The organism is Amycolatopsis sp. MtRt-6 (assembly GCF_017308975.1).
Classification (GTDB): Bacteria; Actinomycetota; Actinomycetes; order Mycobacteriales; family Pseudonocardiaceae; genus Amycolatopsis.
This window is the reverse complement of the sequence record NZ_JADWPD010000007.1, coordinates 137,760-152,194: the sequence shown is the minus strand read 5'-3', so window position 1 is coordinate 152,194 and position 14,435 is coordinate 137,760. Positions and strand designations below refer to the sequence as shown.

The following is a 14,435-nucleotide window of genomic DNA, read 5'->3' as shown; positions in this document are numbered from 1 at the left end:
CCGGTAGAGCCTAGCCCGCGCCGCCCGCACCGATCGTGAGGTCCGGGGTACGCGCGTCGTAATCGGCGCGCGCGGCGTCCACGGCTTCGAAGTTCGCCTCGGCCCACGCCTTGAACCCGGCCATCAGCGCCCGCAGCGATTCCCCAAGCGGCGTAAGGGAATAGTCGACGCGGACGGGCACCGCGGGAGTGACCTCGCGGCGGACGAGGCCGTCCCGTTCGAGCACCCGCAGGGTCTGGGTGAGCATCTTCTGGCTGACACCGGCGATGCGCCGCGAAAGGTCGCTGTAGCGCAGCGGCCCGTCACCGAGCGCGACCAGGACGAGGCTGACCCACTTGCCGGCGATCTCGTCGAGCAGCTTCCGCGTCGGACAGGCGGCGAGATAGGCGTCGTAGGCGGCTTTTTCGGCTTGCCGCCGCTGTTCCGCCGTGCGCGTGGGCACCGGGCGAACCTCCTGGTGGGGTGGGCACCTGCGAGTGCGTACTTCCCGATGGAGAGTAGCTCCCCCTACGTTCGCGGGGAAGGAGGTTCGGATGCGTGCGATGGTGATCCGCCGGTTCGGCGGACCGGAAGTGCTGGAGTTCGCCGAGGTCCCGGTGCCCGAGCCGGGCCCGGGGCAGGTGCGGATCCGGGTGGCGGCGGCCGCGGTGAACCCGGTGGACCTGGCGACCCGCAGCGGGGCGCTCACCGCGGCGGGGGTGATCCCGCCCCGGGCGGTGCTCGGGCTGGGGTGGGACGTCGCGGGCGAGATCGACGCGATCGGCGGGGATGCCGGGCTCGCGGCGGGACCGGGCGAAGCTCGCGGCAGCCGGCCCGGCCCACCCGGCGAGCGGGCCCCCTTCCAGGTGGGCGATGCCGTGATCGGCCTGCGCGACCGCATCGCCTCCCCGCTCGGCGCCTACGCCGGCTACATCGTCCTGGACTCCGCCGCCGTCGCACCCGCGCCCACCGGCGCCTCCCCTGCCGAAGCCGCCACCCTGCCCCTGAACTCCCTCACCGCCGCCCAGGCCCTGGATCTGGTGGAGACCACCGGGACGGTGCTGGTCACCGGGGCGGCCGGGGCGGTCGGCGGATACGCCGTCGCCCTCGCGCACGCGCGGAAGCTGCGGGTCGTCGCCGTCGCCGCCGAAGCCGACGAAGCGCAGGTCCGGGCCTTCGGTGCGGACGAGTTCGTCCCGCGCGGCCCGGCCCTGGCCGACCGGGTCCGCGCGGTGGTGCCGGGCGGGGTGGACGCCGCGCTCGACACGGCCCTCCTCGGCTTGGACGCCCTCGACGCGGTCCGCGGCGGCGGCGAATTCGTCGCCTTCGCCGCGGGCGCGGCCCCGATCCCCTTGCGCGGGATCCGGGTCCGCGGCGTCTGGATCCGCGCCGACGGCGAACGCCTGGCCGAGCTGGCCCGCCTGGCCGAGAACGGAACGCTCCCCCTGCGCGTCGCCGGAGTCCGGCCCCTGGCCGAGGCGGCCATCGCCCACGAACGGCTCGCGGCCGGCGGCCTGCGCGGCCGGCTCGTCCTGACTCCCTAGCCTGGACCGCATGGATGAACGCGTTCTCCTCGTCACCGGCGCCTCCCGCGGTCTCGGCGCCGCGACCGCGCGCCTGGCCGCTGCCGCCGGCTTCAAGGTCGCCCTCGTCGCCCGCAAGGCCGAGTCCGTCACGGCCCTGGCGGCCGAACTCGGCGAAGACCGGGCCCTCGCGCTCGGTGCCGACGTCGGCGACTGGCCGGGCATCTCCCGGGCCGTCGCCGAGACCGCCGAACGGTTCGGACGGCTCGACGCCGCCTTCGCCAACGCCGGCATCGGTGTCGGGACCTCCTTCTTCGGCGACGACGATCCCGACCCGCGCGCGTGGGAGCCCATGGTCCGCACGAACGTCCTCGGCGCCGCCTACACCGCCCGCGCGGCCCTGCCCGCGCTGAAGGAAACCGCCGGCCACCTGCTCATCACCGGGTCCGTGGCCGGCCGCTACGTCCGCAACGCGAGCCTCTACTCCGCGACGAAGTGGGCCGTCACCGGCATGGCCGGCGCCATCCGCGAGGAAGCCGTCGGCACCGGCGTGCGGGTCACGCTGATCAACCCCGGCATCACCGACACGGACATCCTCACCGAAGCACAGCGCGAGAAGCCCAAGCTCGAACCGGACGACGTCGCCCGCGCGGTGCTCTACGCCCTGCAGCAACCGCCCTCGGTGGACGTCAACGAGATCCTGGTCCGCCCGACCGGCCAGGTGCTCTAGCGAAGCCGGGCGACGCGGCCCTGGGCGCCGCCGGCCCAGCAGGCGCCGGCAACGCAGTCGACGCTGTCGAAGCTGCCCGTGTCGAACGACGTCCAGTGCCGGCCGCCGTCCGGGCTGTAGTCGCTGCCGCCCGGGCCCACCGCCAGCACCGTCCCGCCGCGCCAGGCCAGGCCGGAGCGGTAGCCGGCCGGGTACTGGCCCGGTGTGGTCCAGGTGCGGCCGCGGTCCCGGGTCAGCGCGACGGCCGGGCCGGGCGCGTCCGGGTTCGCGAAGTCGCCGCCGATCGCGACGCCCTGCGACGGTGAGCGGAACGCGAGGGCGAACACGCCCGCCGACGGGCTGCTGGGCAACGGCGTGTCCGACGCCGTCCAGTGCCGGCCGCCGTCGCCGGAGTGCAAGACGCGGGCGGTCGCGCCGCCACCCGTGGCGAGCCAGGCGTCGAACGGCCCGGCCGTCGTGAGGCACTGGCCGCTGGCCGCGAACCCGGCCTCGCCGGGCAGCGCGGGCGGGAAGCCGCTCTCGGGCACCGGCCGCCAGCTGCGGCCGCCGTCGAAGGTGGCCTGGACCCGGAACCGGCCGTCGACCGGGTCGCTCATCGCCAGGCCGCGCCACGGGTCGAAGAAGGCGAGGCAGTCGTAGAACGCCGCCGCGTCGGTGTTCTGGAACGTCTGGCGCCAGTGCGCGCCGCCGTCGTCGGTCCGGTAGACGCGGGAGTCGGTGCCGGGGCCGATGGAGAGGACCACGGCGTGGGCGGCGTCGAAGGCCTCGATGTCCCGGAACTGGAGGGTCTCGGTGCCGGGCGGCCCCACGGACTTCCAGGTCGCGCCGCCGTCGACGGTGCGCAGGACCGTGCCCTGCGTGCCGCTGACCCACGCCACCCGCGCGCTGACCGCGGACAGGCCGCGGAACTGGGCCGTGACACCGGTCGGCTTGAGCTCCCACCGCGGCGGCCGCTCGCCCGCCGACGCCGGAGCCGCGATCGAGACCAGCAGGGCGAGCACCAGCAGCACGACACGCATGCCGCCGATCCTGCCGCACCCGCCCGGCGACTTTCGTAGGGAACACCGGGCGGGTGCGCGCGTCAGAGCGAGCTGATCAGGCGTTCCACGCGCTCGTCGACCGAACGGAACGGGTCCTTGCACAGGACCGTGCGCTGGGCCTGGTCGTTGAGCTTCAGGTGCACCCAGTCGACCGTGAAGTCGCGCCCGGCGGCCTGGGCGGCGGCGATGAAGTCGCCGCGCAGCTTCGCCCGGGTCGTCTGGGGCGGGGTGTCCTTGGCCGCCTCGATCTCGCCGTCGTCGGTGACCCGGCGGACCAGGCCCTTGCGCTGCAGCAGGTCGAAGATGCCCCGGCCACGACGGATGTCGTGGTAGGCCAGGTCGAGCTGGGCGATCCGCGGGCTGGACAGGTCGAGGTCGTGCTTGTGCCGGTAGCGCTCGACCAGCCGGTGCTTGATCGCCCAGTCGATCTCGGTGTCGATCTTGCCGAAGTCCTGCTGCTCGACCGCGTCCAGGGCCCGGCCCCACAGCTCGACGACGCGCTCGTTCGCCGCCGTCGTGCCGTTGTCCTTGATGTGCTGGACCGCGCGGGCGTGGTACTCGCGCTGGATGTCCAGCGCCGACGCCTCGCGCCCGCCGGCCAGCCGCACCTGGCGGCGGCCGGTGAGGTCGTGGCTGATCTCGCGGATCGCCCGGATCGGGTTGTCGAGGGTGAAGTCGCGGAACTGGACGCCGGCCTCGATCATCTCGAGCACCAGGTTCGCCGAGCCGACCTTGAGCATCGTCGTCGGCTCGGCCATGTTCGAGTCGCCCACGATGACGTGCAGCCGCCGGTAGCGCTCGGCGTCGGCGTGCGGCTCGTCGCGGGTGTTGATGATGGGCCGCGAACGCGTGGTCGCGCTCGAGACGCCCTCCCAGATGTGTTCCGCACGCTGGGACAGGCAGTAGACCGCGCCCCGCGGCGTCTGCAGCACCTTGCCGGCCCCGCAGATGAGCTGGCGGGTCACCAGGAACGGCAGGAGCACGTCCGCGATCCGGGAGAACTCGCCCGCGCGCGTCACCAGGTAGTTCTCGTGACAGCCGTAGGAGTTGCCCGCGGAGTCGGTGTTGTTCTTGAACAGGAAGATGTCACCGCCGATGCCTTCGTCGGCGAGCCGCCGCTCGGCGTCGACCAGCAGGTCCTCGAGGATCCGCTCACCGGCCTTGTCGTGCGTGACCAGCTGGACCAGGTCGTCGCACTCGGCCGTCGCGTACTCGGGGTGTGAGCCGACGTCGAGGTAGAGCCGCGAGCCGTTCGACAGGAACACGTTGGAGGAGCGTCCCCACGACACGACCCGCCTGAACAGGTACCGCGCCACCTCGTCGGGCGAGAGCCTGCGCTGTCCGTGGAAGGTGCACGTGACCCCGAACTCGGTCTCGATGCCAAAGATCCGCCGCTGCATGTCCACCAGAGTAGGCGCTGGACCCCCTTCGACGGTGCGCCGTTCGGGCGTCGACACGCCCCCAGTACGCCACAGACGGTGAATTCACCCTGAATACGGCACGATTGGAGCACGGCTCTTGACGGCACGCGGAAGGCGGACCTCTTGTCACACCAGCTCATCCGGGCCTTCCGGCGGGTCGGCCGGACCGACCGCGCCCTGATGCGGCGCAGCGCCTCGCTGCCCGCCTCCCGGGCCGATGACGCGCTGATGGCGCTGTCGAGGTCGGCGAACAAGTCCCGGCTGTGGTGGGTCGTCGCCGCCCTGCTGGCCACCCGCAAGGGCGAGACCCGCCGCGCCGCGCTGCGCGGGGTGGTCGCGATCGCCGGCGCCAGCGCCGCGGCGAACCTCGTCGGCAAGCCGCTGTTCCCCCGCCGCCGCCCGGCCGAGGAGGAGGTGCCCATGCACCGCCGCCTGCGGAAACGCCCCACGTCCTCGTCGTTCCCCTCCGGGCACTCCGCGTCCGCGGCGGCCTTCGCCACGGCGGTGACGATGGAGTCGCCGCGGGCCGGGCTCGCCGTCGCCCCGCTGGCGCTGGCCGTGGCCTACTCCCGCGTCCACACCGGCGTGCACTGGCCCTCCGACGTCGGTGTCGGGCTGAGCATCGGCGTCGGCGTCGGCCTGGCCACCCGGCACTGGTGGCCGCTGCACGACGACGTCCCGGGCCGCACGGCCCACGACGCGGAGGCCCCCGAGATGGTCGACGGCGAGGACATGCTCGTCGTCGTCAACCCCAGCTCCGGCGTGGCGACCCACGACCCGACCGACGAGGTCCTCTTCGCCTGGCCCAAGGCGGCGCTGATCTACCCGGACCCCAAGCAGGACCTCCGCGCCCAGCTCGAAGCCGAGATCGACGCCCGCGGCACGGTCCGCGCGCTGGGCGTCGCGGGCGGGGACGGCACCGTCGCCGCGGTGGCCTCCATCGCCGCCGAGCACGACCTGCCGCTCGCCCTGATCCCGGCGGGCACGCTCAACCACTTCGCCCGCGACGTCGGCGTGCGGGCCATGCCGGACGCCGACGCGGCGACCGAGGTCGGCAACGCCGTCGGCATCGACCTGGGCGAGGTCCGGATCGACGGCCCCGACAACGGCTTTTCGGGGGCTCCGGGTGGCGAAGCCCCCGGCCCGGGGCCAGGCCCCGGAGGTTACAGGGCCGACCACCGCTGGTTCGTCAACACCGCCAGCCTCGGCGGCTACCCGGAGATGGTGCGGCTGCGCGAGAAGCTCCAGCAGCGGCACCCCAAGTGGCCCTCGGCCGCGATCGCGCTGGCCAGGACGCTGCGGAACGCCAAGCCGCTGACCGTCCGGCTCAACGGCAAGCGCACCCAGGTCTGGCTGCTGTTCGTCGGCAACGGCACATACGCGCCGAAGGGGTTCGCGCCGAGCCGGCGGCCCGCGCTCGACACCGGTCTGCTCGACATCCGCTACCTGCGCGCCGACCTGCCCTACTCGCGGGCCCGGTTCCTGATCGCGATGATCACGCGCAGCCTGGCCGCCAGCCACGTCTACCAGGAGCTCGACCTGCCGGAGCTGGAGGTCGAGCTGCTCGACGGCAACCGCCGCGTCGCCACCGACGGCGAGGTCGGCCCGCTCGGCAACCGGTTCCGCTTCCGGTCCCGGCCCAGCGCCCTGACGATCTACCGCCTCTGAAGGTTGCTTTACCTTCTCTCAACGAACCCACAGGCACCTCCGGCTAGCTTCGCGTCCGAGTGGCGGGCGCTCGTGCCCGCGCCAGGACGACGAGCGGGGATTCGATGGACGGGCACGGCCTGGCGAGCGTCATCCACCGGGCTGCGACCGACCCGGTGCTCCCGGGCGACGTCACCGCGCGCGCCCGCGACCTGGGCCCGCTGGAGTCACCGCTGATCTGGCTCGGCTTCGGCTCGGCCGCCGTCGCCGTCCTGGCCGTCGTCGTCGCGCTCTGGTACCGCCGCCGCGTCCGGCGCTGGGGCTTCACGGCGTTCGGCGTCCTGCTGCTGCTGGCGGCGGTCACCGCGGTGAACAGCTACGTCGGGTACGTCCGCACGTCCGACGACCTCGCCCGGCTCCTGCAGCGCGGCCCCGGTGTCGTCAACCTCGCCGGCCGCCTGCTCGACGACGGCAAGGAGGCTCCGGAACCGTCGTCGGCGTCCGTCGCGTCGCACCCGGTCGCCGGGAAAGCGGCTGCCGGGCAGCGGATCGATGTCGTCAACCTCGCCGATCCCGCGCACGGGATTCCGTCCGGGAGCAACTACGTCATCCTGCCGCCCGGGTACGACACCGATCCGGGACGCCGCTACCCCGTTGTCTACCTCATCCACGGCTACCCCTTCGGGGGGCCGCGGGACTGGCTCACCTCCGGTGACGCGCCCGGGGCGTTGCTCGCGCTTCAGCAGGCCAATGTCATCGCGCCGATGATCGTGGTCAGTGTGGACATGACCGCCGGTAATCCGAGTACCGACTGGGAGTGCCTGAACGTGCCCGGTGGGCCGCAGCTGGAGAGCTACCTGGCCGGGACCGTGGTTCCGGCCATCGACCAGCGGTACCGGACCTTGGCCGATCGCACTCACCGGGCGCTCGGTGGCATGTCCGGTGGGGGTTTCGGGGCGCTCAACATCGGGTTGCACCATGTTGACGAGTTCGCCACCCTGTTGATCGCTCTGCCGTACGACGATCTCAATGACTCGGTGGGCATTCTCGACGGTAACCAGGCTGCTGTCGCGGCCAACACTCCGCGGCGGTATCTGCCCACCATGAAGTTCGTGGCGCCGATCTCGGTGATGCTCACCGTGGGGACCGGGGCGCCTACTGATGTCGCTACTGCTCGGCGGATCGCCGATGCGTTGCATGCTCGGGGGCAAGAGGCTGTTGTTCACGCCGAGCGGGGGTTCAACCACACCTGGCATACCGCTCGGGCTACGTTGCCTTATCTGCTGGCGTTTGCCGATCAGGTTTTTCGGGCGCCCTCTGCTGTGTCTTGAGTGTTCTCTGCCGGGGTTTTCCCGCCGGCCCGAACGCTCGATTGTTCAACGGCCGTCAGACCGCGTCAAGGCGGGAAAGCGTGCCTTGACCCGGCCTGCCGGCCGCTGATGTGGCTGCGTATCGGGTCGGCAGGGGGGGTGTGGCCGGGCGCTCTCGACCATCGCGACTCACCCCAACGAAAGCGGGGCGTGGCCCACCCGGCCACGCCCCGCTTCGTCGGTCTTTTCCTTCTTACTCGCCTTCCGGCTTCGCCTCCGGCTCCTCGCCCTGGGGATCCGGGACCGGGAGCAGCGTGTCCAGTGCCGTGCCCGTCAGGCGGCGGAACATGCGGCGGGGGCGGTCGCGGTCCAGGACCGCCACCTCCAGCTTGATCGGGTCCGCCTCGCCGTTGCCGTTCGCCGATGCGGTTGCCGACGACGAAGACGAAGAGGAGGACGAGGAACCCGAGGTTGGCTGGCTCGGCGTCCGCAGGGCCGCCACCGCCACGCCCAGGGCCGCCTGGAGGTCCAGGCCGTCCTCGAACGTCTCCTTCAGCTTCGCCGAGATCTTGTCCGTCTGGCCGCCCATCACCGTGTACTGCGGCTCGTCGAAGATCGAGCCGTCGTACGTCAGGCGGTACAGCTGGTCCTCCGCCGAACTGCTTCCGACCTCCGCTACGCAGACCTCCACCTCGAACGGCTTCAGCTGCTCGGTGAAGATGCTGCCCAGCGTTGCCGCGTACGCGTTCGCCAGCGCTCGGGCGCTCACGTCACGGCGGTCGTACTGGTAGCCCTTCAGGTCCGCGTGGCGGATGCCCGCCACGCGCAGGTTCTCGAACTCGCTGTAGCGGCCGACCGCCGCGAACCCGATGCGGTCGTAGATCTCGGAAACCTTGTGCAACGTCGCCGACGGGTTCTCCGCCACGAACAGCACGCCACCCGAGTACTTCAGCACCACCACGCTCCGGCCGCGCGCGATGCCCTTGCGCGCCAGCTCGGAACGCTCCCGCATCAGCTGCTCGGGAGAGGCATACAACGGCATCGTCACGGTGTGCGCTCCAGGTCTTTCGGTGTTCCTACGTTCACTGGTCCGGCTCCGGTCAGGACAGCCGGCGCTGCTGGCGCTCGATCCGGCCGGCCACCACGGCTTCGGCCACCGCCGCCGTCTCCGACTCCGGCAGCTGGACGGCGCCCTGCTCCGCGGTGATCGTCACGACGCTCGGGAAGATCCGGCGGACCAGGTCCGGACCGCCCGATGCCGTGTCGTCGTCCGCCGCGTCGTAGAGCGACTCCACCGCTACCCTGACCGCGCCCTCGACGTCCGCGTCCGGGTCGTGCAGCTTCTTCAGCGCGGACTTCGCGAACAGCGAACCCGAGCCGATGCTCGCGTAGCCGCCGCGCTCCTCGTAGCGCCCGCCCGCGGCGTCGTACGACACGATCCGCCCGGCGTGCTTGGCGTCCTCGGCCTCCAGGTCGTAGCCCACGAACAACGGGATCGCCGCCAGCCCGGCCATCGCCATCTCGAGGTTCGCCTTGACCATGCCGGCCAGCTTGTTCGTCTTGCCGTCCAGCGACAGCGAAACGCCCTCGATCTTCTCGTAGTGCGCCAGCTCGACCGCGTACAACCGCACCATCTCCACGGCCAGCCCCGCCGTGCCCGCGATGCCGACCGCCGAATACTCGTCGGTGACGTGCACCTTCTCGATGTCGCGGCTCGCGATCAGGTTCCCGGACGTCGCCCGCCGGTCACCCGCGATCAGCACGCCGCCCGCGAACGTGCACGCGACGATCGTCGTGCCGTGCGGGATGCCCAGCTCAGCCGCGCCCGGCGCCACGCGCCGCTCGGGCAGCAGCTCCGGCGCCTGCACGCGCAGGAAGTCCGAAAACGACGACGTCGCCGAGGAGAAGTACGCCGCAGGCAGCGCGGGACCCGAGATGCCCCTGGTGTTGTCCATACGTGCTCAAAAATCCCATCTGTGCGGGCCGGAGCCCCGCGTGCGGCCAGCCGCCACGTGGAGCCCCGGCCGCCTGCTGAACGGTCGGCGGGGGGCGCAGTGCCCGGAGCGGCTACTCGCCGCCCTTCTGGACGTAGGCCCGGACGAAGTCCTCGGCGTTCTCCTCGAGCACGTCGTCGATCTCGTCGAGGATCGTGTCCACGTCCTCGCCGAGCTTCTCGCGCCGCTCCTGACCCGCCGCGCCGGTGTCGTCGAACTCCTCGTCGGAGTCACCACCGCCGTGCTTTTCGATCTTTTCCTGGGCCATCTCGCCTCCCGGTGTGGCTGATGTTTCCTAGCCTACCCAGCGGCCCCGACATTTCGGGGCTCCGCCGCGATCGGTGTGCCAACCGCCTAGTCCGAACCGGTGAGCGCCTCCACCAGCTCCTCCGCCGTCGCCGCGTTGTCCAGCAACTTGCCGACGTGCGCCTTCGTCCCCCGCAGCGGCTCCAGGGTCGGGATCCGCACCAGCGACTCCTTGCCCACGTCGAAGATGACCGAATCCCACGAGGCCGCCGCGATCGAGGTCGCGTACTTCTCCAGCGCCCGGCCCCGGAAGTAGGCCCGCGTGTCCGACGGGGGCGTCGTCACCGCGGCCTGCACCTCCTCCTCCGAGACCAGCCGCTTCATCGACCCGCGCGTCACCAGCCGGTTGTACAGGCCCTTCGCCAGCCGGACGTCCGAATACTGCAGGTCGACCAGCCGCAGCCGCGGCGCGCCCCAGGCCAGGTTGTCCCGCTGCCGGTAGCCCTCCAGCAGCCGCAGCTTCGCCGGCCAGTCCAGCCGGTCGGCGCACTCCTGCGGGTCGCGCGCCAGGGCGTCCAGCACCTCGCCCCAGACCCGCAGGACCTCCTTCGACGCCTGGTCGGCACCCGTGCGCTCGAGGTTCTGCGAAGCGATCTCGTGGTAGGCGAACTGCAGGTCCAGCCCGGTGTACTTCTTGCCGTTGGCCAGCGCGACCTGCGTCTTCAGCGTCGGGTCGTGGCTGATCTGGTGCACCGCCTTGACCGGCTCGTCGAGCTTCAGGTCGTCGAACCGGATGCCCGACTCGATCAGGTCCAGGACCAGCGCCGTCGTGCCGACCTTCAGGTACGTCGAGTACTCCGACATGTTCGCGTCGCCGATGATGACGTGCAGCCGGCGGTACTTGTCCGCGTCGGCGTGCGGCTCGTCGCGGGTGTTGATGATCCCGCGCTTGAGCGTCGTCTCCAGGCCGACCTCGACCTCGATGTAGTCCGCACGCTGGGAGAGCTGGAACCCGGCCTCTTCACTCTGCTGGCCGATCCCGACCCGGCCCGAGCCGGTCACCACCTGCCGCGACACGAAGAACGGCGTCAGCCCGGCGATCACCGCGGTGAACGGCGTCGAGCGGGCCATCAGGTAGTTCTCGTGGGTGCCGTAGCTGGCGCCCTTGCCGTCGACGTTGTTCTTGTACAGCTGCAGTTGCGGCTGGCCCGGCACGGACGCGGCCTTCATCGCCGCCTCCTCCATCACCCGCTCGCCCGCTTTGTCCCAGATGACCGCGTCGCGGGCGTTCGTCACCTCGGGCGCGGAGTACTCCGGGTGCGCGTGGTCGACGTACAGCCGCGCCCCGTTGGTCAGGATGACGTTCGCCGCGCCCAGGTCCTCGACGTCGGGGTCGTGCCCCGGCCCGCCCGGGCCGGTCAGGTCGAACCCGCGCGCGTCCCGCAGCGGGCTCTCCACCTCGTAGTCCCACCGCGCCCGCCGGGCGCGCGGGATGTCGGCCGCCGCCGCGTAGGCCAGCACGACCTGGGTGGAGGTGAGTACCGGGTTCGCCGTCGCGTCGCCCGGCACGGAGATGCCGTACTCGACTTCGGTTCCCATGATCCGCCGCATGTCCCCACCCTACGGGGTCGTCCTAGTGGAACGATGCACCCATGCCAGGCAGTGACGAACTCGTTGCCCTCTATGACCAGGCCGGCGCGGTGGTCGGCAGCACGACCCGCGCCCGGGTCCGCGCCGGCGCCCTGTGGCACGCCGCCGGCGTCGTCCTGGTCCGTTCGGGTGACGGAAACGCGGTCTACGTGCACCTCCGCACCCCCGGGAAGGACGTGTTCCCCTCCACCTGGGACTGCTGGGCCGGCGGCATGGTGGCCGCGGGCGAGACCCCGGCCGAGTGCGCCCGCCGTGAGCTGGCCGAAGAACTCGGCGTCCAAGGGGTGGAACCCGTCCCCCTGTTCACCAAGGTCTACGACGACGGCCGCAACCGCTGCCACAACTTCGCCTTCGAGGTCCGCTGGGACGGCCCGATCCGCCACCAGGCCGAGGAGGTCGTCGAGGGCCGCTGGATCCCCCTCGACGAGCTCCGCGCGTGGGTCGACGACCCGGCCCCGGAGCTGCCCTTCATCCCCGACGGCCGCGAAGGCGTCCAGGAATGGTTCCGCCGCTACGGCTGAGCGGTGAGCTTCGCCGCCATCGCCGGCAGCAGCCGCTTCGCCGCGTCCACCGCGCGGGCCTCCGTGCTCGCCGAAACGGTCAGCCCGGACACGAGCCGTCCCTTCGCCAGCAACACGGTGCACGTCTTGCCCTCGCACCACGCCCGCTGGACCTCGACCCCCGGCTGGGCCGGGACGTTCACCGCATGGCCCGCGCACTCGGCGCCGGCGACGGCTTCGGCTGCCGCCGGGTCCGGGTACGCGGCGACGCGGTGGCTCAGCACCGATCCGCTGGGGTAGCGCCAGGACGCCGTCCGGCTGGTCACCGACACCACGCCCGTCAGGCACCCGGAGGCCTCGCCCGCACCCGGCTGCACGCCCTCTTCCGCGACATCGGCGTCGGACAGCAGCGCCCGCTCGGCGAGCGGGCCGGGATCGGGGGCCGCGGGCTTCGCCGGTGCGGCCTGCGCCTGGCTCACCCGTGCTTCCGCGGGGGCCGGACCCGGCGCCGACGTCGTCGCCGGGTCCTCGTAGTACGTCTCGAGGTTGTTCGGGTCGGGCCCGTCGCAGCCCGTGAGGCCGACCAACGCGACCGCGGCCAACGCGACCGCCCGCCGATGACGCACCTCGACTCCTGTCATCCGGGTTTCGTGCCTGCGCAGAGTAGTGCAGCACCTCAGTCCCACTTCAACGAGGACCGATGTCGCCAGTACTCCTCCGGATCCTCCGCCAGGCCGGCGAGCGCAGCGACCTCTGCCGTGCTCAAGGAAAGCGTGGTGGCCCGCAGGTTGTCCGCCAGCTGCGCCGGGCTCGCCGGGCCGATGACCGCCCGGCCCGCCCAGCCGTGGGCCAGCACAGCGGCCACCGCGACCGCGTCCGGCCCGGTCCCGTGCGCCGCCGCGATCTCGCGCACCACCGCCGGCGCTTCGACCACGAGCCTGCCGTTGGCCAGGGTTTCCTTCACCAGCACGCGTTTCCCGGCCGCGTCCGCCGCGGCCAGCGCCGGGCCTGCGGACGGCTCCAGGACGTTCCACGTCGACTGGACGGCCGAAAACACCGGCTGCCCGGCCGCTTCCAGCGCGAACGCCCGCTCGATCGCGGCCGCCTGGGCCGGCCCGGACGTCGAGAACCCGACCGCGACGCCGTTCGCGGACAGCTCCGCCAGCGCTTCGAGCAACGGCTCGTCGGTGAACAGCGGACTGTCCACAGTGAGCGAATGGACCTGGTAGAGGCTCACCCGATCCCCGAGCAGCGCCAGGGTTTCCGCCCACTGCGCGGCGAACCGCGCCGCCGAGTGCTCCTTCACTTCGTGCACGTCGGCGTCGAGCCGCCACTCCCCCACGTAGGCGTAACCCCACTTGCTGGAGACCTCGACGTCGGTGTGGCCGCGCTCGGCGAGCCAGCCGGCCAGGAACTCCTCGGAGCGCCCGTAGGAGCGGGCGACGTCGACGTGCCGGACCCCGGCGGCGTAGGCGTGGTCGAGCACCGCGAACGTCGCCGCACGCATCGATTCGACGTCCCGGACCGGCGGCAGCGCGCCGTCCCGGCCCAGGTTGATGTACGCGGGGCGGCCCAGTGCGGCCAAGCCGAGGGCGATGCGGCCGGCGCTCATGCGGTCTGCTTGTGCCGCAGGATGGCCAGCCACTGGCTCGCGGTCTGGGCCTGGCGGTGGAGTTTCTCCAGCCGCGCGGCCGGCGCCCGGACGTAGCCCTTGCCGAACACGGGGGCGATCTGACGCAGGCTGGCGCCGCCTTCGCGGGCCGCGAGCAGCAGCCAGTCCGAGGCGTCGGCGCAGGCCGCGGACGCGCGGCGCAGCTCGCCGAGCATGTCGATGAGCTCCTGGGCGCTCACCTCCCCCGCTTCGACGGCGGCCGCCGTCGTCTCCAGCCAGGCCAGGACGTCGGCTTCGGTGATGGGTGCGCGGGGCCGGGTTCCTTCGGTCACGCCGACGAGTATAGGTCGTTATACGCTCGGGTGCGGGGAGTACACGCCGGGGGCGGTTATGCTGATCTCGAAGCCATGACTGCGCACACCGAACCCGAGCCCGACGTCGAGCAGCTGCTCGACGTGTTCAAGGCGCTCGCGAACCCGGTGCGGCTGCAGGTGCTGCGGTGGCTGCGGGAGCCGGCCCGGCACTTCCCTGTCGAGCGGGCCATCGCCGACCCGGTCGAGGTCGGCGTGTGCGTGACCCACATCCAGGAGAAGACGGGCCTGGCGCAGTCGACCGTCTCGGCGTACATGGCCGAGCTGCAGCGCGCCGGCCTGGTCCGGGCGACGCGCGTCGGCAAGTGGACGCACTACAAGCGGGACGAAGCGCGGATAGCCGGGCTCGTCGCCACTCTCGGCCACACCCTCTGACCTGCTCCTCCCCTGTTTCGCCAACCCTCTCCGCCAC

Annotated in this window: 16 protein-coding genes; 6 read left to right on the top strand and 10 right to left on the bottom strand. The window is 72.2% G+C overall.

Going from position 1 to position 14,435, the window contains the following annotated elements:
* Positions 1 to 10 precede the first annotated feature (10 nt).
* Entirely contained in the window at positions 11 to 442 is a 432-nt protein-coding gene (locus I4Q55_RS14840) for a helix-turn-helix domain-containing protein (protein ID WP_206788312.1), read from the bottom strand.
* A gap of 91 nt (positions 443 to 533) precedes the next feature.
* Between I4Q55_RS14840 and I4Q55_RS14835 the strand changes: the two genes are divergently transcribed.
* Together I4Q55_RS14835 and I4Q55_RS14830 are read left to right on the top strand one after the other, a co-directional pair.
* A complete protein-coding gene (locus tag I4Q55_RS14835) occupies positions 534 to 1,523 on the top strand; it encodes an NADP-dependent oxidoreductase (RefSeq protein ID WP_206788311.1) in 990 nt (329 codons plus the stop codon).
* Positions 1,524 to 1,533: 10 nt separating this feature from the next.
* Complete coding sequence (locus I4Q55_RS14830; RefSeq protein WP_206788310.1) at positions 1,534 to 2,232, top strand: SDR family oxidoreductase; 699 nt, start codon at positions 1,534 to 1,536, stop codon at positions 2,230 to 2,232.
* Here I4Q55_RS14830 and I4Q55_RS14825 read toward each other — a convergent pair.
* Both I4Q55_RS14825 and pafA read right to left on the bottom strand, forming a co-directional pair.
* On the bottom strand, positions 2,229 to 3,251 hold the full coding sequence (locus tag I4Q55_RS14825) for an oxidoreductase (RefSeq protein WP_206788309.1): 1,023 nt from the start codon (positions 3,249 to 3,251) through the stop codon (positions 2,229 to 2,231). The two genes, I4Q55_RS14830 and I4Q55_RS14825, sit on opposite strands and share 4 nt — an antisense overlap.
* A 62-nt stretch (positions 3,252 to 3,313) precedes the next feature.
* A complete protein-coding gene (gene pafA / locus I4Q55_RS14820; RefSeq protein WP_043784126.1) occupies positions 3,314 to 4,672 on the bottom strand; it encodes a Pup--protein ligase in 1,359 nt (452 codons plus the stop codon).
* A 144-nt stretch (positions 4,673 to 4,816) separates the two neighbouring features.
* Between pafA and I4Q55_RS14815 the strand changes: the two genes are divergently transcribed.
* Together I4Q55_RS14815 and I4Q55_RS14810 are read left to right on the top strand one after the other, a co-directional pair.
* On the top strand, positions 4,817 to 6,361 hold the full coding sequence (locus tag I4Q55_RS14815; protein WP_206788308.1) for a bifunctional phosphatase PAP2/diacylglycerol kinase family protein: 1,545 nt from the start codon (positions 4,817 to 4,819) through the stop codon (positions 6,359 to 6,361).
* Positions 6,362 to 6,465: 104 nt separating this feature from the next.
* Positions 6,466 to 7,671, top strand: coding sequence for an esterase family protein (locus I4Q55_RS14810; RefSeq protein WP_206788306.1), 1,206 nt, complete (start codon positions 6,466 to 6,468; stop codon positions 7,669 to 7,671).
* 232 nt (positions 7,672 to 7,903) lie between these two features.
* On the opposite strand, the gene prcA is transcribed toward I4Q55_RS14810, so the two are convergent.
* The 4 genes from prcA to dop form a co-directional block, all read right to left on the bottom strand.
* On the bottom strand, positions 7,904 to 8,698 hold the full coding sequence (gene prcA, locus I4Q55_RS14805; RefSeq protein WP_206788304.1) for a proteasome subunit alpha: 795 nt from the start codon (positions 8,696 to 8,698) through the stop codon (positions 7,904 to 7,906).
* A 52-nt stretch (positions 8,699 to 8,750) separates the two neighbouring features.
* Entirely contained in the window at positions 8,751 to 9,605 is an 855-nt protein-coding gene (prcB, locus tag I4Q55_RS14800) for a proteasome subunit beta (RefSeq protein WP_206788302.1), read from the bottom strand.
* A gap of 112 nt (positions 9,606 to 9,717) precedes the next feature.
* Positions 9,718 to 9,912, bottom strand: coding sequence for a ubiquitin-like protein Pup (locus I4Q55_RS14795; RefSeq protein WP_013226725.1), 195 nt, complete (start codon positions 9,910 to 9,912; stop codon positions 9,718 to 9,720).
* Between the two features lie 86 nt (positions 9,913 to 9,998).
* A complete protein-coding gene (gene dop / locus I4Q55_RS14790; protein ID WP_206788300.1) occupies positions 9,999 to 11,501 on the bottom strand; it encodes a depupylase/deamidase Dop in 1,503 nt (500 codons plus the stop codon).
* 41 nt (positions 11,502 to 11,542) lie between these two features.
* Between dop and I4Q55_RS14785 the strand changes: the two genes are divergently transcribed.
* Positions 11,543 to 12,061 (top strand): NUDIX domain-containing protein, encoded by a 519-nt coding sequence (locus I4Q55_RS14785; protein WP_206788299.1) that lies wholly within the window; start codon positions 11,543 to 11,545, stop codon positions 12,059 to 12,061.
* Here the strand turns inward: I4Q55_RS14785 and I4Q55_RS14780 are convergent.
* Genes I4Q55_RS14780 through I4Q55_RS14770 form a run of 3 tightly spaced genes read right to left on the bottom strand, consistent with a single transcriptional unit; the run spans position 12,052 to position 13,984 of the window.
* Positions 12,052 to 12,681 (bottom strand): hypothetical protein, encoded by a 630-nt coding sequence (locus tag I4Q55_RS14780; protein WP_206788298.1) that lies wholly within the window; start codon positions 12,679 to 12,681, stop codon positions 12,052 to 12,054. The two genes, I4Q55_RS14785 and I4Q55_RS14780, sit on opposite strands and share 10 nt — an antisense overlap.
* Before the next feature lie 35 nt (positions 12,682 to 12,716).
* The gene (locus I4Q55_RS14775) at positions 12,717 to 13,652 is read right to left on the bottom strand and encodes an aldo/keto reductase (RefSeq protein ID WP_206788297.1); all 936 of its coding nucleotides are present in this window, start codon (positions 13,650 to 13,652) and stop codon (positions 12,717 to 12,719) included.
* Positions 13,649 to 13,984 (bottom strand): hypothetical protein, encoded by a 336-nt coding sequence (locus I4Q55_RS14770; RefSeq protein ID WP_206788296.1) that lies wholly within the window; start codon positions 13,982 to 13,984, stop codon positions 13,649 to 13,651. Before I4Q55_RS14770 ends, I4Q55_RS14775 begins: the two co-directional genes overlap by 4 nt.
* A gap of 75 nt (positions 13,985 to 14,059) precedes the next feature.
* On the opposite strand from I4Q55_RS14770, the gene I4Q55_RS14765 reads away from it, so the two are divergent.
* The gene (locus I4Q55_RS14765) at positions 14,060 to 14,398 is read left to right on the top strand and encodes a helix-turn-helix transcriptional regulator (protein ID WP_206788295.1); all 339 of its coding nucleotides are present in this window, start codon (positions 14,060 to 14,062) and stop codon (positions 14,396 to 14,398) included.
* Positions 14,399 to 14,435: the final 37 nt, after the last annotated feature.